This is a genomic window from Methanoregula sp. (assembly GCF_028679125.1).
In the GTDB taxonomy this organism is placed as follows: Archaea; Halobacteriota; Methanomicrobia; order Methanomicrobiales; family Methanospirillaceae; genus Methanoregula.
This window is the reverse complement of sequence record NZ_JAJRCG010000004.1, coordinates 131,172-151,987: the sequence shown is the minus strand read 5'-3', so window position 1 is coordinate 151,987 and position 20,816 is coordinate 131,172. Positions and strand designations below refer to the sequence as shown.

The 20,816-nt window shown below is 54.2% G+C and carries 27 protein-coding genes and 1 tRNA gene; 14 read left to right on the top strand and 14 right to left on the bottom strand.

Going from position 1 to position 20,816, the window contains the following annotated elements:
* Nucleotides 1–126: 126 nt before the first annotated feature.
* The 6 genes from LUQ43_RS04795 to LUQ43_RS04770 all read left to right on the top strand — a co-directional run bounded on the left by LUQ43_RS04795 (nt 127) and on the right by LUQ43_RS04770 (nt 3,900).
* Complete coding sequence (locus LUQ43_RS04795) at nt 127–720, top strand: hypothetical protein (RefSeq protein ID WP_299964514.1); 594 nt, start codon at nt 127–129, stop codon at nt 718–720.
* A 9-nt stretch (nt 721–729) separates the two neighbouring features.
* Nucleotides 730–1,821 (top strand): hypothetical protein, encoded by a 1,092-nt coding sequence (locus LUQ43_RS04790; protein WP_299964512.1) that lies wholly within the window; start codon nt 730–732, stop codon nt 1,819–1,821.
* Nucleotides 1,815–2,312 (top strand): hypothetical protein, encoded by a 498-nt coding sequence (locus LUQ43_RS04785; protein WP_299964510.1) that lies wholly within the window; start codon nt 1,815–1,817, stop codon nt 2,310–2,312. Before LUQ43_RS04790 ends, LUQ43_RS04785 begins: the two co-directional genes overlap by 7 nt.
* Complete coding sequence (locus tag LUQ43_RS04780) at nt 2,300–2,662, top strand: hypothetical protein (RefSeq protein ID WP_299964507.1); 363 nt, start codon at nt 2,300–2,302, stop codon at nt 2,660–2,662. Before LUQ43_RS04785 ends, LUQ43_RS04780 begins: the two co-directional genes overlap by 13 nt.
* 61 nt (nt 2,663–2,723) lie before the next feature.
* On the top strand, nt 2,724–3,122 hold the full coding sequence (locus LUQ43_RS04775; protein ID WP_299964505.1) for a hypothetical protein: 399 nt from the start codon (nt 2,724–2,726) through the stop codon (nt 3,120–3,122).
* Complete coding sequence (locus tag LUQ43_RS04770; RefSeq protein ID WP_299964503.1) at nt 3,109–3,900, top strand: hypothetical protein; 792 nt, start codon at nt 3,109–3,111, stop codon at nt 3,898–3,900. Before LUQ43_RS04775 ends, LUQ43_RS04770 begins: the two co-directional genes overlap by 14 nt.
* A gap of 128 nt (nt 3,901–4,028) precedes the next feature.
* On the opposite strand, the gene eif1A is transcribed toward LUQ43_RS04770, so the two are convergent.
* Nucleotides 4,029–4,337: a translation initiation factor eIF-1A gene (eif1A, locus tag LUQ43_RS04765; RefSeq protein WP_363318489.1), complete on the bottom strand. Its 309-nt coding sequence runs from the start codon at nt 4,335–4,337 to the stop codon at nt 4,029–4,031.
* A 110-nt stretch (nt 4,338–4,447) separates the two neighbouring features.
* Nucleotides 4,448–5,083: a LysE family transporter gene (locus tag LUQ43_RS04760; RefSeq protein WP_299964502.1), complete on the bottom strand. Its 636-nt coding sequence runs from the start codon at nt 5,081–5,083 to the stop codon at nt 4,448–4,450.
* Between the two features lie 132 nt (nt 5,084–5,215).
* On the opposite strand from LUQ43_RS04760, the gene LUQ43_RS04755 reads away from it, so the two are divergent.
* Nucleotides 5,216–5,362 (top strand): hypothetical protein, encoded by a 147-nt coding sequence (locus tag LUQ43_RS04755; protein ID WP_299964501.1) that lies wholly within the window; start codon nt 5,216–5,218, stop codon nt 5,360–5,362.
* A gap of 49 nt (nt 5,363–5,411) precedes the next feature.
* On the opposite strand, the gene LUQ43_RS04750 is transcribed toward LUQ43_RS04755, so the two are convergent.
* Both LUQ43_RS04750 and trxA read right to left on the bottom strand, forming a co-directional pair.
* A complete protein-coding gene (locus LUQ43_RS04750; RefSeq protein WP_299964500.1) occupies nt 5,412–7,226 on the bottom strand; it encodes a KUP/HAK/KT family potassium transporter in 1,815 nt (604 codons plus the stop codon).
* Between the two features lie 101 nt (nt 7,227–7,327).
* Nucleotides 7,328–7,741 carry a thioredoxin gene (gene trxA, locus LUQ43_RS04745; protein ID WP_299964498.1) on the bottom strand — a complete coding sequence of 138 codons (414 nt, stop codon included), beginning with the start codon at nt 7,739–7,741 and terminating at the stop codon, nt 7,328–7,330.
* 118 nt (nt 7,742–7,859) lie between these two features.
* Here trxA and LUQ43_RS04740 point away from each other — a divergent pair.
* Nucleotides 7,860–7,934 (top strand) — tRNA-Met (locus LUQ43_RS04740).
* A 58-nt stretch (nt 7,935–7,992) separates the two neighbouring features.
* Here LUQ43_RS04740 and LUQ43_RS04735 read toward each other — a convergent pair.
* The 7 genes from LUQ43_RS04735 to LUQ43_RS04705 all read right to left on the bottom strand — a co-directional run bounded on the left by LUQ43_RS04735 (nt 7,993) and on the right by LUQ43_RS04705 (nt 14,273).
* Nucleotides 7,993–9,702, bottom strand: a complete 1,710-nt coding sequence (locus LUQ43_RS04735; RefSeq protein WP_299964496.1) for a histidine kinase N-terminal 7TM domain-containing protein — start codon at nt 9,700–9,702, stop codon at nt 7,993–7,995.
* A 191-nt stretch (nt 9,703–9,893) separates the two neighbouring features.
* Nucleotides 9,894–10,700, bottom strand: coding sequence for a tetratricopeptide repeat protein (locus LUQ43_RS04730; protein ID WP_299964494.1), 807 nt, complete (start codon nt 10,698–10,700; stop codon nt 9,894–9,896).
* 134 nt (nt 10,701–10,834) lie between these two features.
* The gene (locus LUQ43_RS04725) at nt 10,835–11,347 is read right to left on the bottom strand and encodes a class I SAM-dependent methyltransferase (protein WP_299964491.1); all 513 of its coding nucleotides are present in this window, start codon (nt 11,345–11,347) and stop codon (nt 10,835–10,837) included.
* Nucleotides 11,348–11,540: 193 nt separating this feature from the next.
* A complete protein-coding gene (locus LUQ43_RS04720) occupies nt 11,541–12,320 on the bottom strand; it encodes a response regulator (RefSeq protein ID WP_299964488.1) in 780 nt (259 codons plus the stop codon).
* 97 nt (nt 12,321–12,417) lie between these two features.
* Entirely contained in the window at nt 12,418–13,839 is a 1,422-nt protein-coding gene (purF, locus tag LUQ43_RS04715) for an amidophosphoribosyltransferase (RefSeq protein WP_299964485.1), read from the bottom strand.
* A gap of 9 nt (nt 13,840–13,848) precedes the next feature.
* Complete coding sequence (locus LUQ43_RS04710; RefSeq protein WP_299964482.1) at nt 13,849–14,031, bottom strand: 50S ribosomal protein L37e; 183 nt, start codon at nt 14,029–14,031, stop codon at nt 13,849–13,851.
* An 11-nt stretch (nt 14,032–14,042) separates the two neighbouring features.
* Nucleotides 14,043–14,273 carry an LSM domain-containing protein gene (locus LUQ43_RS04705; protein ID WP_299964479.1) on the bottom strand — a complete coding sequence of 77 codons (231 nt, stop codon included), beginning with the start codon at nt 14,271–14,273 and terminating at the stop codon, nt 14,043–14,045.
* A 181-nt stretch (nt 14,274–14,454) separates the two neighbouring features.
* On the opposite strand from LUQ43_RS04705, the gene LUQ43_RS04700 reads away from it, so the two are divergent.
* The 5 genes from LUQ43_RS04700 (at nt 14,455) to LUQ43_RS04680 (ending at nt 18,158) form a co-directional block, all read left to right on the top strand.
* Entirely contained in the window at nt 14,455–14,952 is a 498-nt protein-coding gene (locus LUQ43_RS04700; protein WP_299964477.1) for an RNA-binding protein, read from the top strand.
* Nucleotides 14,953–15,075: 123 nt separating this feature from the next.
* On the top strand, nt 15,076–15,444 hold the full coding sequence (sepF, locus tag LUQ43_RS04695) for a cell division protein SepF (RefSeq protein ID WP_299964475.1): 369 nt from the start codon (nt 15,076–15,078) through the stop codon (nt 15,442–15,444).
* Nucleotides 15,445–15,981 (top strand): ZPR1 zinc finger domain-containing protein, encoded by a 537-nt coding sequence (locus LUQ43_RS04690; RefSeq protein ID WP_299964472.1) that lies wholly within the window; start codon nt 15,445–15,447, stop codon nt 15,979–15,981. It begins immediately after the preceding gene.
* 511 nt (nt 15,982–16,492) lie between these two features.
* Nucleotides 16,493–17,347: a hypothetical protein gene (locus LUQ43_RS04685; protein ID WP_299964469.1), complete on the top strand. Its 855-nt coding sequence runs from the start codon at nt 16,493–16,495 to the stop codon at nt 17,345–17,347.
* Between the two features lie 265 nt (nt 17,348–17,612).
* Nucleotides 17,613–18,158, top strand: a complete 546-nt coding sequence (locus LUQ43_RS04680) for a hypothetical protein (protein ID WP_299964467.1) — start codon at nt 17,613–17,615, stop codon at nt 18,156–18,158.
* Nucleotides 18,159–18,171: 13 nt separating this feature from the next.
* Here the strand turns inward: LUQ43_RS04680 and LUQ43_RS04675 are convergent, their stop codons facing one another.
* Nucleotides 18,172–18,639 carry a hypothetical protein gene (locus LUQ43_RS04675; protein ID WP_299964465.1) on the bottom strand — a complete coding sequence of 156 codons (468 nt, stop codon included), beginning with the start codon at nt 18,637–18,639 and terminating at the stop codon, nt 18,172–18,174.
* A gap of 104 nt (nt 18,640–18,743) precedes the next feature.
* Between LUQ43_RS04675 and LUQ43_RS04670 the strand changes: the two genes are divergently transcribed.
* Nucleotides 18,744–19,154, top strand: coding sequence for a hypothetical protein (locus LUQ43_RS04670; protein ID WP_299964462.1), 411 nt, complete (start codon nt 18,744–18,746; stop codon nt 19,152–19,154).
* A gap of 20 nt (nt 19,155–19,174) precedes the next feature.
* Here the strand turns inward: LUQ43_RS04670 and LUQ43_RS04665 are convergent, their stop codons facing one another.
* A complete protein-coding gene (locus LUQ43_RS04665; RefSeq protein WP_299964460.1) occupies nt 19,175–19,663 on the bottom strand; it encodes a GNAT family N-acetyltransferase in 489 nt (162 codons plus the stop codon).
* A gap of 111 nt (nt 19,664–19,774) precedes the next feature.
* Entirely contained in the window at nt 19,775–20,812 is a 1,038-nt protein-coding gene (purM, locus tag LUQ43_RS04660; protein WP_299964457.1) for a phosphoribosylformylglycinamidine cyclo-ligase, read from the bottom strand.
* Nucleotides 20,813–20,816: the final 4 nt, after the last annotated feature.

Sequence of the window (20,816 nt, the reverse complement as noted above, 5' to 3'; positions counted from 1 at the left end):
ATATCCTGTATTGCCTGATCATTCGTCAGGTTTGCGTTATGATTCACCGGAACGGTAAAATCTGCCGGATATGGGTTTCCGAATATTTATATGCCACTCCCAGCCAATAACCCATGAGGAGTGGTCATGCGTACAGGGATCTGGGCACTGGTCATCTCGGTCATGATACTAGGATCCGTGGCAGGAGCGGGGTGCAGCACGGCTCCTGGTGCCGGCTCCCGGAATATTACCACACCGACACCGATCGATGTGGGTTTCTCATCCGATCGGGCACCTGCGCACGATACCTTTAATTTCGAGAGCACGCTGGAACGCCTCTCGCGTGCCGGGGTGGGTGTGGTCAACAGTACTTCGGGGAATGCCACACAGGAACTCCGGATCCTCGCTATTCAGGGAAGCGGGCTGGACGAGCGAGGATCTGCAGAGAAATGGAGATTCATCGTACAGGAACAGAGCGGAACAACGCTCGTCACGTATGACGGCAAATACGGCGAGACCGTCACACGGGGAATAGGAACTTCCCGTACAGGGGCAATTCCCATGGACGCGATCCTGACACCGGGTGAGCTCGTTGCCAAAAACACCGCGACCATCTTCCGGCAGCAGAACGCCACCGACGTGCAACTCGAACTCTCCAGCAGCACGTATACGCTGACGGTAACCGACGGACTGGGGAAGCGGACCCTGGCCTTTGACGCAACAACGGGACAGGAGCATTGAGAAATTCCCATGGCAAGCGATACGGGCACCCTGTCGATCGATTTCCTGGCAGGCTTCACCATCTTTATGCTCGCCTTCATCTGGGTGGCAACCATGATACCGGGGCTCTTTTTGGGAATCCGGGCCAACACAATCGATTATGACGCCGTTGCATACCGGACCGGCGTCATCCTGGTCGAGGACCCGGGTGCGGCAGGAACGGTTGCATTTGGTGGGCCACAGGGCAAATTCCCGTGGGAGCTCCAGTCGGAAAAGGTCGATGTAGCTCGGTTCGGGCTTGCCGTCTCCCGTGAGACGCCCAATATCCTTGACAGGAACAAGATAGACCGGTTCTTCTGCACAACGGCATTCACGTACCCCGATGATTACCATGCAAAGGCAATTTTTGGCGATTACCCGTACAGGTTCAATATCTCCCTGAAGTACGAGGGCCAGGAGCAGGTACAGTCGGTAGGAGAACCCATTCCGGATAATTACGGGTACATACGCAGGGATGTCAAGGTCAAGCAGGGGAGCAACGCAACGATTGACAAGGCCGTGATCAAGGAGTTCAAGTATAACAACACAGACACAGCCTCCCGCCATGACTTCTCCATTGTCCTGAACAATACTAGACTCCTGTACGAGGAAGTCAGGGATCCCGCCTACCGGATCTCCACACCCACCGATCGAATCATGATCAATATTACTGATCTGGATGAGACCCGGTCTAATAAAAACGTCCCGGCAAAATCAACCGGCCTTCCATCAGGATACAATCTCTCTGCAGTCACGTTCTCCTATCTCCCCTTAGGACAGGCCAGCCGCATCCCGTTCACGCCCCCCGCCAAGTATGCGGCATTCGTCTACGAGGATGGGAATGCTACACCGGTCTCCCCGCCGGTCGATGTCCGGAACAACGTAACACTGGTCTTTGAACCGGGATTCTTCAAAAATATCAACACAAATTCTCAAATCTACATCAACCTGACCTTCGGTCTGAGGAGTGAGGATACCTTCCTCAATAATACCCTGACCTCCCCCTATGATTACAATTATACTGCGACGCACCTGACCTCCCCCTCCTTGCACGATGGCGTACTGGAGGTGGCGGTATGGTGAACGAGAACGGCCAGCTCTATACCATCGAGGGAGTGGCTGCCGGGCTGATCCTGCTCCTCACCGCTTATTTCGTGGTCAACAGCACGTCCATCTACACCCCTGGCGACACACATATCAGCGACATGCAGCTGGAGGTGATCGGTGCAGATGCCCTCACCATGATGGATACAGCCCCCAATGCAACCGGAAAAAGTCCCCTCACGCAGATTATCGAGAGTGGTAATGCCGACGGTTTCACCAGTATGTTCCTCAGTACCGCCAATGCCACAACCGGTGAGAGACAGGATACTATCCAGTTCCAGGCAAACCTGACCTATGTCCGTTCGGATGACAGTATCAACAGTACCCTTTTTGCCCGATCAGCCCGTCCCTTCACCGGCACCGAGCATGCCGTGCATGTCTCCCGGTGGGTGATCCTCGAAAAGAACCTGCCCGGAACAACAGGGGACCGGCATGCCGCACTGGTGGAGGTGCTCTTATGGCGCGACTGAACGATGATGCGCAATGGATCGTACTGATGGGTTTTATCGTGAGCTTCAGCCTCTTCTTCCTTGCAATCCTGATCAACCAGTCCACGGTGGTCGGCCAGACCACAGCAGAAGCAGTGTCCGAATTTCCCAAGAACGATATCCGTGGAGTGCGGGAGGTCATCATAGCGTCGGAATCAATTACTGACACTACGGAAAAAGAGAGGGTGCAGAGAGAGATCAAAATCCTTTCCTTAAGCCGCCAGAACGCGGCGGTTGATTTCTCGGCCAAATCAAGCACGACACATACGTATATTGATATTCATTACAACAACGGGGTGGCGGCGTACAATGAGACCTATACCACTTCATAGGTATGACAGAATTCCGGGGGAGAGTAATGACCGGGGGGCGGCAAACCTCATAGAGTATATCATGATATCCGGTGTCCTCCTGGCCTTGCTCGTTGTTATTATGCTGCTGGTGAACGGCACCCTCATGGTCGGCCCGGCCGAAACCATCACCTACTCGGCATTCACCGACATCGGCAACGGGGTCTCCACCCGAATTGTCGACACCTATGCCATTGCACCGGAAACAGGCAATCTCTCCTCGAACTTCGATATACCGGACGCGGTTGCCGGGCAGTCGTACGTGGTGGATATATCTGAAGATCTCTCGGCACAGAAGGTCACGATCATGAGGGGGAATATTGTTACCAGCATTGCTATCGCAGGAATCGGTTCATCCAAACGGGCAGGCGGAAACACATCCGGCGCCGGGGTGAACAGGATCAGTTATGACTCCGGAGGATTTGACGATGATTTCACATAACAGGCATGCACCGGAGTGCGGTGTATCCGAATCGATCGGGTTTATGCTCATCTTGACGCTGGTCATCGTGGGTATCGGCATGGTGACCCTGTATGGTTACCCGCTGCTCATGAAACAACAGGTGAGTGCCGATGAGCAGATCATGGAGAAGAACATGATCGTACTGCAAAACGATATCAAAAGCCTTGCGTACAAGACCGTCCCGTACAAAGAGACCTCCCTGAAAATTGGTGGGGGAACACTGGGCGTATATAACGCCAGCAGTACCCCGGCAATCTCTACGATTACCCTGTACAACGCAGATACCTCTGAAGTGTATGTTCAGGAATTCCACCCGGGCGATCTCCGGTATGAGTCAGAGAACGCACAGGAGGATATCTCACTCCAGAATGGTGCTGTTTTAAAGCGGCCGCGCCTGAACACGGGATCCGTGATGATTGCCGAACCGCGGTGGTTCTATGACAGCACCTCCAACACGATGGTCATCAACCTGATCTCCATCAACAGTACAACCTTTATGTCACGGGAAGGGATTGGGACTGTCCAGATGGCGCTGGGGGAGAGCAGTTACCAGTATGTGCCGCTTGATGGTGATGAGGTCGTTGTAGAATATGCCCCGGACCCTAATGCTGATTATTCCACAGCATGGAACAATTACTTTGTTAATAGCCTGAACATGGAGAAGGTCGGTACTTCCACATATCGCCTTCCCTTCGATTCTTCACGGAAAGCCACCCTTGCCATTAAAAAATACGATGTTTTCATCAAATCTCTCTGAATAAACAATACTTTTTTTTCGCATATCCCGATTCAGGAGCCTGGATCCGGAGTCGTCCTGGAGAAACTGTGCGGTGAGGGTAAAATGAAAAAAGCGGCTAATTACCCGATGAAAACTGCGTGGGAAAATCAGAGATAATTATTCCGTCTGAGCCATTCCACCTGGGGCCCGGTATACCGGTAAATAATATCACAATTCTCGTCCTGGAAGTTCCACGGGATCACAATGAGGATATCCCCCTCCCGGATCCAGACTTTTTTCTTGATCTTTCCCTTGATCCGGCCCATCCTTGTCACACCGTCGAAACAGCGGATGCGGATATGGTTTGCTCCCATCATCAGTTCAGCACTGCCGAACATTTCCCGGTTGCGTTTCTGGGGCAGCTTCACCCGGACGATCTCATCGCCCGGGGGTGCACCCGGTGTATTGTCTGTCAGCGGAATCTCTCCTTAAACCCGGTTGTAACAGAAATTACGTGCTTAATTGTTGGCGCAAAAGAAAATATAAGTATTCGTTGCCGGGAACGGGAATCGCTGGCTGTTATGGACTAAAAAAGACCTGCCAGGATGAGGAGCGGCTCACTGATCATGACGGCGCCCACGCAGACAATGAGGAGACCGGATATGCGGTTGATCAGGACGAGCATGTTCGGGCTGATCCGGGAGCGGAGCGATCCCACCGCCCCGCAGAGGATGACCCACCATGCAGCAGACCCGAGGACAAACCCCGCGACAAACTCCCCGGCTGCGAAAAGCGACGTCCCGCCAAAGACCAGCCCGTAACCGGGAAGGGTCACCATGAGGAAGAGGAGCGTCATCGGGCTGGCGATGGCCAGCGTCAGCATCGAGAGAAAGTCCCTGGTATAACTCTCCTGCCCGGTCTTTTCACTCTCCCCGTCAGGAAGAAAGAAGATGATCCGCAGGCCCACCGCGATCAGGACGAGCCCGGCAAATGCCCGCAGGAAGAGCACGTGGGAGATGATGAGGCCGGAGATGGCAGTGAGACCGAGGAACGCTACAAGGGCATACACCGCATCGGCAGCGGTCACCCCGATACCGGAGAGGATCCCGTGGAGCCGGCCCTCCGAGAGGGTCCTCCGGATACACATAAGGGAGAGGGGACCGACCGGTACGGCAAGGATGAGACCGACGAGGACTCCCTGGATCACGATGCTGGCATCCACATAACACCCGGTTTGCTGCTTTACCTGTTGACCGTCCCCCGACATCAATGTTGCATCAAAGATAGCACAAACGGGATCAATCCCCATACCTGCCGGCAGGGATCAGGGGAGGGTAATTGCGGAGAGAGACCCATGACGGAATCCACAACGCCGGTGTGCAACAAGAACCACGAAGAGACGGCGATGCGCCGGGTCCGGGCAGACGGCCACGGGAATGCCATCGGCCCGTGGCCGCTCTTGCCTCAGGAAGATTCAGGAAAACAAGTGGGCTGCATTTAAGGCAGGATCGGGAAACCGTACAGCATCGTTCCTGTAAATCACCGCAGGATCACATCACGACCCTTGTCACCACGCCGTGGATCTTCTCGGGGGGCAGGGAATAGAACTGGATGAACGGCGGCGTGTTCTTTTTGATGAGACCATAGATCTTCCAGATGGCCTTGTCGGAGACGATGGTCTCGATACCATAGAAGATCGTCTTCTCGTCGATTCCCTTCTCCTGCAACAGCTTGACCACGTCCACGATCTCCATGTACCCGCACGAGATGCGGAAGATATGGAGCCCGGGGGCTACACCCGTGTCGAAATCCGTAGAAACCCCGAACGGTTTTTCGGTGATGGCAATGGAGACGAGGATATTGTTCTCGTAGATGATCTCGTTCTGGAAGAAGACCTGGGGGAGGTAGGGAGAGGGATACCGGATATCCCCGATAAAGTAGAGCGCGGTCCCCCGGATCTTGTGCAGGTTCGCGTAACACTCACGATAGCGGGGGAGGAACTCCTCGAGCGGGAGCGGTTTGAGCAGGGTATGGAGTTTCTCCTGGCCGAGAATGAACGTGACAATGACGATGAGCGGGATCATGGCGATAAAGAACGACCAGTAGGCGCCGTGCGGGATCTTCAGGAGCGTTGAGATGAAGAAGATCGTGTCCAGCAGGATGAGGACGCCGGCAATGAGCATCTTCCCCAGCGAGCCTTTCTTCAGGAAGATGATCGTCATCAGGATAGCAGAGATCGTCATCGAGCCCGAAACGGCAAGGCCGTACGCGGACGAGAGGTTCTCCGACGACTGGAACTCGAAGATCACCAGCAGCACGGCGCCAAGGAGCATCCAGTTGACAGCGTCGATGTAGATCTGGGACCGGAGTTCGGGGGAGGTATACTCGACCCTCATCTTGGGGATGATCCGGGTCATCATGCCCTGGTACACGATGGAGAACATGCCGGAGATCATGGCCTGCGATGCGATAACCGTGGCACAGATACTTAAGATGAGGAACGGGATGAGGATGAAGGGGCTGATATGGTTGATCATCGCAAAGAGGGTATTATGGGTCTCGCCGGTCATGATGACAAAGGCGCCCTGTCCGAGATAGTTGAGCACGAGCGCCGGGAAGACCACGACCCAGCCCTTGATGATCGGTTCCCGGCCCAGGTGACCCATGTCGGCATAGAGCGCCTCCCCCCCGGTGACGCAGAGGATAACCGCAGACATCACGATGAGCGATGCCCAGCCATTGTAGAGGATGAACTCGATGGCATAGGTGGGACTTAAGGCAAAGAGGATCTGCGGGGCCCCGATGATGGATATGACGCCGAAAACCGCAAGGGCCGAAAACCATATCGTCATGACAGGACCAAAGGTCCAGGCAACGCGATCGGTTCCCCTGCGCTGGATATAAAAGAGCCCGATGGCGATAGAGGCTGCAATGAGCAGGAGGACGAACCGGTCGATTCCCTCAAATCCCGGGATCAGCAGGATGCCTTCCACGGCCGAGAGAATACTGATGGCGGGTGTGATCACACCATCGCCGATAAACAGGGCGACCCCGATGATTGTGAGAACGGAGACCGCTGATGCGGCGATGCCGGGCGTTAACAGCGTGTCAAGGATATTCTTGAGCACGATGGTTCCCCCTTCCCCCTTGTCGGAGAGCGACATGGCGAGCCAGATGTACTGGACCGTGATGATGATGAGCAGGGTCCACGTGACCAGGGAGAGGAGCCCGAAGATGTTGAAGGTGGTGGGCAGCAGGAAGAGGAGGATGGCACCGATCGTGTAGATGGGGCTTGTCCCGATATCCCCAAAGACGAGGCCGAGTGATTTGATAATCTTCGATGAGGGACTGCCCGTATCGCCCATTACCTCATAGTAAGAGCCGGTAATGGGTAAACCTTTTGATGATGTCCCCGCCGTGCAGGTTCACCTGCCGGCCGGGGGATGACCACGCGGGGAAGAAGAGATTAATCGAGCCCGAACTTCCGGACGATCTTCTCCCGGATCGCTTCCTTGGGGTATGCCCCGATGATCCGGTCCACCAGCTGGCCGCGGGAGTAGAGCATCATTGCCGGGATCGCATCGATGTTGAACTGCATGGCGAGGCGCCGGTTGTCATCGGTGTTGCACTTGCCGAATGCAACCCGCCCTGAAAACTCGATCGAGAGCTCCTCCATGATCGGGGCGATCCGCTGGCAGGGGCCGCACCATTCCGCCCAGAAGTCGATGACCGCAAACGGGTTGGTGGTCACGAACTGCTGAAAGTGCATCTCGTCAATATGTTCTACGCTGCTCTTCACTCCGCCCTTCTTACCGTGCTGCATCTTCTCTGTCATCTCCTGCATCCGTTTCTCCCGTAACCGTACGAGATCATCATCCATGGTTTCAATATACCGGTGCCGTCCGATTTAATCCTAGCGGAAATACCCCTATCAGAGGGAGGTGAGTAAAGTATATCAACGGATGCCGACTATATTATAGTCCTGACCATAGATAGGAAGCGAGGTAGGGTAGTCAGGATATCCCGCCGGGCTCATAACCCGGAGATCGATGGTTCAAATCCATTCCTCGCTACTTCTTTTGATAATGTCTTCTCCGGTACAGTCATGTCAGGATATGGAGTTTTTCCGATTTATCCGGCATAACGCCAGGACTGGGGAGGTACACGAATCTCAAACCGCGCCCCCGTTCCCGGAACCCCCGTCTCGGTGATGTGGATATCGGTTACGGACAGGATATCCCGGGAGAACGTAAGTCCCAGGCCGGTATTTTTCCCATAAAACCGGGCAAAGATCTGCTCTTTCTCATCTGTTGCAACCCCCGCACCATTGTCTTCGAATATTATAACCAGGTCCCCATCGGCTGCTGCGGCAGATATGCGGATCGTGGTGAGGTGGTCCCCTCCGTGCCGGAGGGCATTCTCAAGCAGGTTGTAGAATACTTTCTCGGTGAGTGGATCCGAATAGAGTTCCACGACCGGGACATTGACGTGGATATCAACCCCGTCATGAGCAAGATCGCTGATTGCCTGTTCGATCAGCCCCCTGGCAGGCTGCCAGACGGGATCGTGTTTTCCGATCTCTTCATACTGCCGGGAAAACCGGAGGTGGCTCTCGATCTTCCCGGCAACCCTCATACTGGCAGCGATATACCGTTCCTGGCCGGGTGAACCCGCCTTCTCTTTTGCAAGCTGCAGGTACCCGTTCAGGGCCAGGATCTGGTTGTTGATGTCGTGCCGTGTCAGCTGGCTTAAGAGCGAGAGCTTCTCATTGACCAGCCGAAGTGCCCGCTCGGTGGCCTTCCGGCCGGTGATATCCCGGATGATCAGGACAATGCCCCCGGGATTCCCGTCAGGATCGATAACCGGGGATCCGGCAATGCTCACAACGCGGTAATCCCGTGTGTCAAGAACCACCTCCATGTCCGTAAATGTGCTCCGATCCCGTATCGCATTCTGTATGGCTTCACCGCTCTGCCGTGGAAGGAGCGTGCCGATCACCTGGTTTTTTATGTCCGGGGATATTTCACGGAACAGGGCAGTTGCTGACCGGTTGGAGACCTGGATCCGGCCGTTTTCATCCGCAAGAATGAGACTGTCGGGCATGGTCTGGATGATATCGGTCACCGCGCTCGTGATGCTCAGCATGAAGAGCCCGCGCCAGATGATTGCCGACGTGATCAGGAGGGAGAACCAGACGAACCCGAGAAAGACGAGGTTCGGGATATGGATGCCCCAGTAGGGGAGGAGATGGACGGAGATGATCCCGGAGAACATGATGGGAATGACACCGAGCATCACCAGGAGGATCTGCTCGCGCTCTCTCTTCTTCTCCTCGTTCTTCCAGGATGAGATGCAGATATACAGGAAAAATGCCGAGAGGCAGAAGAACATGACCGCCTGTGCATAATAGACGGGGCTGCCCACTGCAGGAATATAGATGTAGCCCCGGCCGGGCAGGTAGGTGACGGTGAAAACCAGTTCGGTGAAGATCTCCAGGAGGGAGATGATAACAGCCGGGATATAGAGAAAGACAATGAGGTACTTCAGGTTCCGGCGTTCTGAAAGCGGGTGGCGGGTGAAGGCAAGAACGAAATGCAGGGTGAGAACGAGAACGAGCGGCCAGATGGAACTCGCTTTCAGCCAGAACCGGATCTCGTCCGGGCCGGTGGACTGCCAGATGAGGAACTCCCCGGCTGCCCAGAAGGATGCAGTCAGCATTGCAGCAAGGAAGAGGCGGTTGACCGGTGATTTCGGGTTTTTTGTATAAACCGAAATGCCAAGACCGTATGTAATGATTGCCGATGCGAGGCAGGAAAATACCAGAATCGTGATGATATCCATGGGATTACCGGAACGGGTGGTGGCAGCCGCTCCTTACCGGAGTCACCCTCATTACCGGGAAGTTCGGAGGTGCGCAGAAAACATCCGGCCCGGTCGGGAGATGCCAGACTCGTTATCTGGTGACTCTCTCCATCATGATAAAAAACAGTTTTGATCTTATCCTGCACGGCCGGGCGGGTTTGCAGACCGCTTCAGCGCCGGGAACCAGCTACGATCACTGCCCCGATAACACCGGCAACCGCTATCCATCCGAGAGGGGATTTTGCTGTCGCCTGCGGGGATGCTGTCTTCGCGCAGGCAGTGTTCAGGTCTGCAAGGTTCTCACCGGCACTGCCAAAGCCCGGGTAGGGCAGTGTGTACGTGGGATCGAGCGCAATGGATTTTTCCAGTGCTGCTGCGGCACCGGCGCAGTCCCCTTCAGCGGCCAGGATCCTCCCCTTTACATGCCAGTAGTGGGCACTATCGGGTGTGAGGGCGATAGCGGTCCCGATTGCGTCAAGGGCTTCAGGGTTCTTCCCCATGCCACTGATGGCCAGGGCTTTTACCCCGTAGGTTACCGGGTAGGTCGCGTTGAGGGCGATGCCGGCCTCAGCATCAGCAAGGGCGGCGGTATCATTGCCAAGCGCGAGGTACCCGTATCCCCGGTTCGCATACCGGACCGGTTTTGGATCCAGCGGGATGGCCTGCGACACGGTGTCAACAGATTTCTGGTACTGACCCGTCTTCCGGTAGGCATATCCCTGCTGGCAGAGGAGATCGGCATTCTCCGGGTACCATGCGAGGCCGCGCGTCGTAACTCGTATGACCTCGGTCCAGTTCTCCCCGAGAACCGCTGCCCGGGTGTCGACGAGGTAGACGGAGACATTATACGGGGGAACACCCGTCGTCACTGCCGGGGCCGATGAAATAGCGGCCGTGGAGGCGGCAGCACTCACTGCGGGAAGGACCAGGCAGAGCAGGAGCAGCGTGATTATCAGGAAACGTCGGATTGGTGTCATGAATGGTCACTGTCTGATAGGTATTGACCGGAGATAATAAAGTCATGCGGATGTCAGAAAAAATGCAGGCATGATTTTCCACCGGCGTATGCAGGGTCATCCGTTATTTCCCGGGTGGGGGGACGCCGGGACGGTCAGTTCTTCCTTGCCACGGTCACCATGAATGTCCGGTTCCGGTACACAACATCCACATCTGAAAACCCGGCCTCCCGGAGCCACACCAGCTGGTCCGAAAGTTTCTCGTTTTTATCAAAGGTGTCGCGGCGGTTCATGATCTCCGCCTGCTGCGATGCCGTCATCGGGTCGGTCCTGAAAAATGCGTTCCAGTACTCCAGGTACCGCTCCCGGAAGTACGGGGTCTCGCCATCCGCCTGGTCCGCATTCACGAACATCCCGCCCGGTGCGAGTGCAGCATAGATTCGCCTGAAAAGACGGCGCTTGTCTTCGGTATCGAGGTGGTGGATCGAGAGGGCCGAGCAGGCTATGGTGTATGGTCCGCCCAGATCGCCCGTGGAGTAATCGCTCACCACATACCGGGTATGATCGCGGCCGGAAAACCGCTGCCGGGCCATCTCCAGCATATTTTCAGCAATATCAATGAGCGTCAGGTGCGCCTGCGGGAACTTTTCGAGCAGGTACGCACTCATCAGGCCGGTGCCCGCCCCGATATCGAGGACCTCCGGCTCCGGTGTTCCGGACTCTGCTGCCCAGACCGCAGCAGTGTAAAACTGCCGCAGATCCGGAATACTATGCTCCCGCCGGGCATCTCCTGTGCGAAACGGTTGAACGCGTACCTGATATTATTCTCCATGAAGATCTGCCAGCCGTAAAAAACAGTGTTCAGACACCACCGGGTTTGGGCGTCTTCTCCTTGATGGAGAAGAGGACGGCAAGGAACCGTTCGTGATCGTCCTTGACCGGGCGGACCGAGACACGCACTTTCCTGTTTTTACCGGTGGTGGTCACAACCGCCGTATGGGTGTCAAGCACAACGCCGGTCTGGTTCTTGGCGGCCTCTGCAATGGGATCCTTGAGCTGCTCGCCGCTCTGGTCGTGGACGAGCATGAGCACTTCCCTCCAGTACTTCATGAGGATCTTCTCTTTGGGAATGTCGATGAACCACGCCGCATAATTGTTGTAATAGATGATCCGGCCCTGGCGGTCCGTCACGATAACGGCTTCCAGCACATCGGCCAGCTTCTTCGGGTCGCCCGCGGGAAACTCATTCTTGGCCCCGACCCGGTTGGTGTGGTTGTACAGGGCGAGTTCTACGTTTGTCGCGATCTCGATCATGGTGAACGGTTTGAAGATGATCCCATAGGGCCGGGAGTACTTCACCTTGTCGAGTCGCTCCTCATCCGAGATACCCGTGATGAACAGGACAGGGCAGTGGAAGAGCTGGAAGATATAATGGGCAGCGTCTATCCCGTCCATTGTCCCGGACAGGCCGACGTCCATGATCACGAGATCGGGGTGCAGCTCCCCCGCTTTTATCACCGCCTCCTCTCCCTTCGTGACAATCCCGATAACGGTATACCCCTTCTTCTGGAGCATCGTGGAGATAAGATGGGTGATGATCGAATCATCATCAACGATCAGGATGCGGGGTGGAGGGGCCATGCGTATCACAAAAAGTTCGTGCTATTCCAAAACTATCAATCTCTGATTGTTTAAAGGTTTTTTAAAATCGGGGCAATAATCCCGCAAAACTGCAGGCCTATGCCTCAAACGCCCCGAGTTTGGACTGGACGGTCTCGTCCACGAAACTGATCTGGCAGGTCTTTGCCTTCTCGCCTTCGATCGGGAGCGGGTAACAGCCGGTGAGACATCCCGTGCAGAGACTCTCGCGGTCGAACCCGATCGCCGCAGTGAGTGCATCGAGCGAGATATGGTGGAGCGTATTCGACGTGATGCACTTCCGAACCTCGTCCTCGTTCTTGTTGCTCGCGATGAGCTCCCCCCGGGTGGGCATGTCCACGCCAAGGTAGCAGGGCGCCTTGATCGCGGGAGAGCCGATCCGCATGTGGATCTCGCGGGCGCCGGCGTCCCGCATCATCTCGATGATCCGTTTCGAGGTCGTACCCCGGACAATACTGTCGTCAACGAGCACCACGGACTTATCCTTCAGGTGGCCCGGGATCGGGTTGAGCTTGATCCGGACCGCCCTCTCCCGCTCCTTCTGCGTGGGCATGATGAACGTCCGCCCCATGTACCGGTTCTTCATGAGAGATTCGACAAACGGGATCTTCGACCCTTCCGCGTACCCGATCGCATAGGCCGTCCCGGAGTCCGGGACCGAACAGACCGAGTCTGCCTTCACCGGGTCTTCCTCGAAAAGTTTCCGGCCGATCGTTCTCCGGACATCGTAGACAAGCACGCCGTCAATGATCGAGTCGGCACGGGCAAAATAGATGTACTCGAAGATACAGTGGGCACGCTTTCCTGCCACCGCGATCTGCATGCACCGGACACCATCCGCATCGATCCGGATCAGTTCTCCGGGCTTCACGTCCCGGAGAAACTTCGCGCTCAGCGCATCTATGGCAACACTCTCGGAGGCGAGCATGTACCCGTGCTCGGTCTTCCCGATACAGAAGGGCTTGATGCCCAGCGGATCCCGGAAACCGTAGATGACCCCGTCGATCAGGATGGTCACCGCGTAGGAGCCTACGAGTTTGTGCATGCACCGGCTGACCGCATCCTCGACCGATCCCGCGTTGCTGATCGCATCGATCAGGATCTTGGCAATGACCTCGGTATCAGTCGTGGTCGTGAAGATCTGGCCCGCACTCTCGTACTCGGACCGGAGCTCACCGGTATTGACCAGGTTCCCGTTGTGGGCAATGGAGATGAAATGATCCTGGAACTGGAAGTTCAGCGGCTGGATATTCTCGGGAAGGTTTGACCCGGTTGTCGGGTAACGGACATGGCCGATACCGACCATACCTTTCAGATCGGATAAAACAGATGGGGAAAAAACATCGGCAACCAGCCCGCTTCCCTTGAATTTGTGAAGCAGGGTGCCGTCAAATGTAGATATTCCCGCGCTTTCCTGACCGCGATGCTGGAGCGCGTACAGGGCATAGTAGAGCTGGATTGATACACCGCCAGCATCCACGATGCCAACGATTCCACACATGGTACAACTCTAATGCGTTACTGTTTTTGGTCGCTTTGAATGCCACTTGTAGTTGGAGATCTTCGTGCTCTTGCCAAAACCGCAGGAAGAGCAGACTTTCTTCTGGGCGTGGAACGAAATCTTCCCGCAGCGCCGGCAGGCGATGTGGGAGAACTTGTTTCTCTTACCCATTGATGGAGTGCCTTTCGTCATGTTAATTCACCTTATTGCTCGAGTGATGGAGAAATATAAATTACGTTATCCCCACGGACGATGAGCGTGCCTACTTTCTGGACCTGCCCGTTCTCAACTTCCTCGGCCTTGTCTAAGACGAGGTTCATATGTACATCATATCCCTGGAGAACGCCCCGTATTTCTCTCCCGCCTTTGAGAGATACAATAACGGGCTGACGGTTCAGCACCAGATCCAAAATATCCAACGGCCTTTTGGTCATAATAATACCCTGTTACCATCGCTCTGGAGTAACATATATGTGCGAGCGGATCACTTAAACATACCGTAGACCCCTGAGAGCAATAAGGTTTCCTGAAGGAGACCTGCTGCCAAAAGAGGCATTTTTTTCAACGGGATGCAAATTTTTTTCATGCCTGCGCTCTGAATGTTGATGCAGAACCATGAAAAAGATTGTCGTTAAGAAGCGCCATTCGATCCGGAAGAGCCAGGCGCAGGACCTGCTGGCGCGCCTTGCAGAACAGATCGGACCGTCATCAACCCTCTTCCACGCAGAGATGATCGAGGTCCTTGAGACCACGGCGAATGTCTCGCTCTTCATGGTGAACAAGAAGCCGATGCTGATGGCCACGGAGGACTGGGTCTTCCCGACGCTGAAGGGCGCTCTCCAGTGCCCCTTTCCGGAGCGGCGGGTCGTGGTCGATGCCGGCGCCATCCCGTACGTGGTGAACGGCGCGGATATCATGCGCCCCGGGATCGTCTCGTGCACGGATGACGTGAAGGCGAATGCCCCGGTCCAGATCGTCGATGAGCGGCACGGTAAGGCGCTTGCCATCGGGATTGCCCTCTTTGATGCGCCCGATCTGCGTGCCGGAACTGCGGGAAAAATGGTCAAAAAGTTCCATCACGTCGGTGACGAGATCTGGAACATGGAAATCTGACCCGGATAAATAGTGGGCCAGTGCGCGGAAAAACCGCAGATTTGCCCTTTTTTTTGGAGGAAATACCTATCCGGTGGCCCGAAAATAGATACTATTAAATAATTTTCACCATACAGTTTTTTTATGGTTAAGATCATAGACACCCTCCTTGGCAAGAGCGCTTCGCACTCTGACGACGATTATATGGAACTGGATCTCGCGTCGTACGAGGAACGCGGAAGCGGCAGCCCCGCTCTTCTCGTCAAGATCGCGACAATCAGCGACCTCAAGGATACCCCCCGCGTCAAGGACGAGGTCTACTCGGGCAACATCGTCATTGTCGATATCTCCCGCCTGAAGATGGACAAGATCTCCTATGAGCGCGTCTTAAAGGACCTAAAAGAAGTGGCAAAGGATGTCAATGGCGATATCATCGGCCTTGGCGACCAGCGCTACGTGGTGCTGACCCCCATGTCAGTGAAGATCTCGCGCGACAAGATCGGTGGAGCATAAGTGCAGGCAGAAACGAAGGTAGTCGTCCCGGGTCCGTGTCCCTGTTGCAATACTGATATCGAATACCTGTATAAGACAGAAAATATTCCTTATTTTTCCGATATCCTCATCATTTCCGCCATCTGCCCTTCGTGCGGGTACAAGTTCGTCGATACGCAGCTCTTAAAACACAACGAGCCGGCGCGGTATACGCTGGCCATCCATACAGAAGACGACCTCTCGGTCCGCGTGATCCGGAGCATGAGCGCCAGCATCGAGATCCCGGAACTGGGCGTCCGGATCGATCCCGGCCCCGTCTGCCAGGGGTTTGTCTCGAACGTGGAGGGCGTGCTCGACCGGATCGTGGAGGTCGTGAAAGGGGCCTTCCGCTGGGGCACGGACATAGAGAAGGAGAACGCAACCGCTCTCCTCGCGGATATTGCCCGGGTGAAGACCGGGACGTTCCCCATCACGCTGATTCTTGAGGATCCGAGCGGCAACAGCGGGATTATTGCCGATGGCGTTACGAAGGAAAAGTATGTGCCGGAAGACGAGTAGGTGCGGAAACCCGACACGTCTTTTTTTTGAGTGAACGATTTTTTGTTTTTGTATTCCGGTGACGGGACGTTGTCGCGAGTGATCTGTACCCGTGCGATCCCCCAACAAGGAGGGACCGTGCAATTGTATGGATGATGTGGTGAACTCTGCGTACGGCTGGATGATGAGTGGAGAAAATTATCAGTCAGATGCCCCCTTCTTGTGCCACTAATCCCCCGTTGGGGGACGGGGCACAGTTGCGATGCCTCGGAGTGAGAGAACAAGAACACATCCTATGAATGATATGTTCTGGTAAGACTGGGTCATCGCAACGCGGGGGATGCCTACGCAGCGGGGGTGTAGCAGCACGGAGCCCCAAAGAACGTAATACATCCCCTTAAAATTTTTAGCCGCGTCTATTGCGAGAGCAATTTTACTCACAATTTGTGATTCTAACGGGATTGCGATAAAATTAGTAAAAATATTATAGCATCAATCAAAATTAGACATTATAATAAATAGAGGTTTAGAAATGTCAAACTTCTGTAAAAATTGTGGTACACCATTTTCTTTTTTTCAACGATTCTCAAGAAGAGAACTTTGTGATACCTGTTTGGCAAAAGAAAAAGCGGAACGGGCAAAAATTGAAGCACAATATCAGAGTGATTTGACTAGAATCAAAAACACAATTATTGATACTAAAACGCTTACCGATCCTGAAATGGATTTTTTAAAGAAATCACACAAATCTGATCAAATACGCATTTTTTCTGAAATATGGGAAAATTTTTCTAATGATAAAGAATTGGACAAAGGCGAACTTGAATCTCTGATCACTTATCAAAAACAATTGAATCTGTCAAATGAGGATGTCAAGTATGATGAACGTATTCTCCCATATCAATATGTTTACATGATTCGAAATGAAGGAAAGCTCCCAGTAGTCCATTTTGAAGGAGATTCAGCCTCCATTGTATTGAAGAAAAATGAGACCGCACATTTTGCTACAACTGCCTTTTGGAAAGAGATGAAATCTGTTAACCTTGGATATGTTGGCGGATCACATGGATTTTCTTTCCGTGTAGCAAAAGGAGTAAGTTATCGCGTGGGGGCTTATCGAGGACATATGGTTAAAGAAGATAGATTAGTCGAAAAATCAAGAGGACACCTAATTTTAACAAATACCAGATTAATTTTTCATCCGGTTATCGGCCAAAAGGGAACCAATATCCCACTTAATAAAATTATTTCTTATAATTGCTATGATAATGGAGTTGAAATTCAGAAAGATGGAAGAGAGAAAATGTTTTTCTTTCAATTAGTCAATGGTGGATTATCTGAAACGTTAGGATTGTCTCTTGGATTTTTATTAGAACAAAATAAGTGATTGAAATATTCAAATATTTTTTACACCCTCTCGAACTTCACCTCCGCCGCTCAAATCTTTCATCAAGGTCTGGTAAAACCGGCTCACATTTTCAATCGCGATTCTGATCACGTTATTGATCCAACCAAATCTATCTTACGAAAATAAATAATACAATATCTTACGCTCACAATGAAATTTTCCGGCACGATCACTGATTCACGCAGCCACCCGTCACAGGAGCACTCCCCATGATCAACACCAGCAAACCACAGAGGCCCCATCCATGAACCGCGGCCGGCCGGCAACGCGGGGCATCAATGATGCTGTCGCGATTGCACGGAAACGCGGCTGCGTAATGCGGGTCACGTACGCTCATGACAGTGTCTGCGATTTTTTTATCCGGGCCGTGATGCTCGTGATCTTTGTCCGGGTCATGCGCATTGAAAAGATTGTTGCGCCGGCGAGCGAGATCGAGTTCGTGTGCCGCAGGATGATTGCCGAGCTCCGGCTGTTCCCGCCATCGCAACAGATCCGGCTGGAACTCTGGGTCTACTCCAAGCACGGGACCTACCGCTTCTTCCGGTTGACCACTGCGGGGCTCGAAGAGATCCAGCAGAGCGGTGAGCCGGGAACTGCCGGCCCGGCTAACGGGAATGCCGGTACAGCTGAAGTACCGGTTACCCGGAATGGAGGGGAGGGAACCGGGGTCGGGGGATCCGACAGAGGCATGATCCCACCGTCGGTAGAAATACCCCTTTCAGAGGGTGCATCCCCACCCCTTTGTTCTGGAGAATCACCGTCGGAGAATCCCCCTGCCGAAAAGAGGTGAGGGACTAAGTACCCTAAAATGAGGGCCTAATTCGGAAAAATGAGGGACTAAGTACCCTTTTTTCACCATTTTCACGTCGTAAAAAATGATCCGCAAATAGCGCTAATACAGGGGCATAACTCAGGCTAGGATGGACCGGGGTCTTGATTTCGGACAGAAACAGGGGGTCCGGATCGGGTCTTTCGACGGTGGGAGATTCTTTCGAGGGAGATCCGCCCCCCTTGCGCCAGCCCGCCCCGAGGGGGCGTGGGCGCTTGCGATGTCCCGGAATTACCTGTTCCGTATATTTTACAAAATGGTATCCGGGTAATGCGGCATCATCGCAACCGGGGGACGCCCACGCGGCGGGGGCAAAGGCCCCGGGAGCGTCAAAGATCTTTTTGAATGGCACATCGAGATCCGACCGAAAATTTTCATCAAAGTCTGCTGAAAAAAATTTCATCAGGGTTCGATCGATCCGGAAAAAATTTTCAATTGCCATCGTGATCGTAATGAAAAATTTTCAACAACGATCCGATTGCTCCGGATCGAATCCTCCATCTTCATCGTCCGGCAGGGTGAGAAATTGAGCACAGGTGTTTCCTCTTGTCATTCACATTCGATACGATCTGGCGCCGCCGTCTCATCGGCGCCTTCCTGACCTGGCTCATCCCGTTCGTCTGCGCCATCCCGTTCTATGGAAAAGACGGGCTGCTCATCGACCAACAGCTCTTCAAGTCGCTGATGATCGTGGTCGGATCGATCACGGCCGCGATCCTGATCATCTGGTGCTTCCGGCCGGTTGAAAAGAATTACACACGCGAGGCGGTTGTCACCGGCATGGTCTGGCTGCTCGCCAACTGGGTGCTGGATCTGATCGTGCTCGTCGGGCTGCTGGGGATGACGCTGCCGGATTATGCAGCGCAGATCGGTTTGAGATATCTTGTAATTCCGGCCATGGTGATCGCGGCTGGGGTTGTGGCGGATGAAGCAGGGAAAACAAGGACCGGAAAATAATTTTCTCAATTAATGGGAATTCAGATCTCTTTCTGGTACACCACGACATCGAGAACCTTTCCGAATTTTTCACCGATGTTTTTCAGGTGGGCACACTTCGAAAAGCCGGCCCTTTCCATCAGCCGGATACTTGCTTGGTTTTCCCCGCAGATGGTCCCGACCAGCACATGAATGTCGGCCTTTTTTGCGGCTGCCTCAAGATGGCCCAGGGCAGCCGGGCCGATACCTTTGCCGGTGAATTCCGGTTTCAGGTAGATACTCAGTTCAGCAGACCGGTCGTATGACTGCCGCTTTTTGTACTGGGTCAAAAAACAATACCCGATCGTCTCGTCATTATCCTTTATCAGAAATGATGGATATTTCGGATGGGAGATGAAGAGAAATTCTTTCAGATCTTTTCTGGACAATTTCTCGCTGTGAAATGTCGCGGTTGAATTCAGGATATAGTGATTATAGATCTCCAGGATCGCTGCCAGATCGGTGTCCTTGACCGGGGAAAATTCTACCATGAGTGAGAATCTTCTCTCGTTTCTCGTATGAATTCGTTGCGATCTGAAGAGTTGCCTCCTTCGGCCGGGTCCACGCAGTATACCAAAAGGGATTAAAAAAAGATCGTTCGGTTATGTTATCTCAAGATCGCCCAAAAACGCCCCGGGCTCCTTCACGACTTCCCCAACTATCTGAGCTCCGGGCACCATCTTCAGCACGCACGCCACACTCGCTTTCGGCACCACATACGCATACCCCATGCCCATGTTGAAGGTGCGGTACATCTCGACCGCAGAAATATCCCCGGCCTTCTGGATCCAGCCGAAGATGGCGGGCGGGGTGATGGGCGAATCGAACCGGAACCCGTGCTTGCTGAGCCGGTTGAAGTTGAGCAGCCCGCCACCGGTGACATGGCACATGCCGTGCACCGTGCAGGTCGCTGCGACCTTCAGGCTCTCGGCATAGATCCGGGTCGGGGTGAGGAGTTCCTGCCCGAAGGTCTTCTTTCCCACAAACTTCTTGTCGTAGCCCGCGTACTTCTCGACAACACTCCGGGCGAGCGAGAGGCCGTTGCTGTGAACACCCGTTGACGGGACGCCGATGATCTTCTCTCCGGGCTTGATCTTGTCGCCAGAAATGATCTTATCCTTCTTCTGCATCCCGAAACAGGTGCCGGCAAGGTCGAGGCCGTTCACGAGCCCCCTGAGGGACGCGGTCTCCCCGCCAACGATATCGATGTTCGCCTGCTTTGCGCCCTCGTTCAGCCCGATCCCGATCTGGGCCATCTTGTCGATGGAGAGCTTGTCGGTCGCAATGTAGTCGACAAACGCGATCGGCTCTACGTTCATCACGTAGAGATCGTTCACGTTCATCGCAATGCAGTCGATCCCGACCGTGCTCCAGTCCTGCTGCTGATCGGCAACGAGCATCTTCGTGCCCACGCCGTCCGTGGTCAGGGCAAGGGCCTGCTCCCCGAAATCTATCAGGCCGGCGAAGTGGCCGACCGCGCCCATCATCTTCGCCTTCCCCTTCCGCCTGTAGCTGAGGTTCTTTATCAGGGCCCTGATCGCCGTTGCTTCGAGATCGATATCCACACCGGCCCGGGCATAGGCGCTCTTCGCTGCCGGTCTCTTTACCGGCATTTTCTTTGCAGCAGGTTTCTTTGCCATGGTC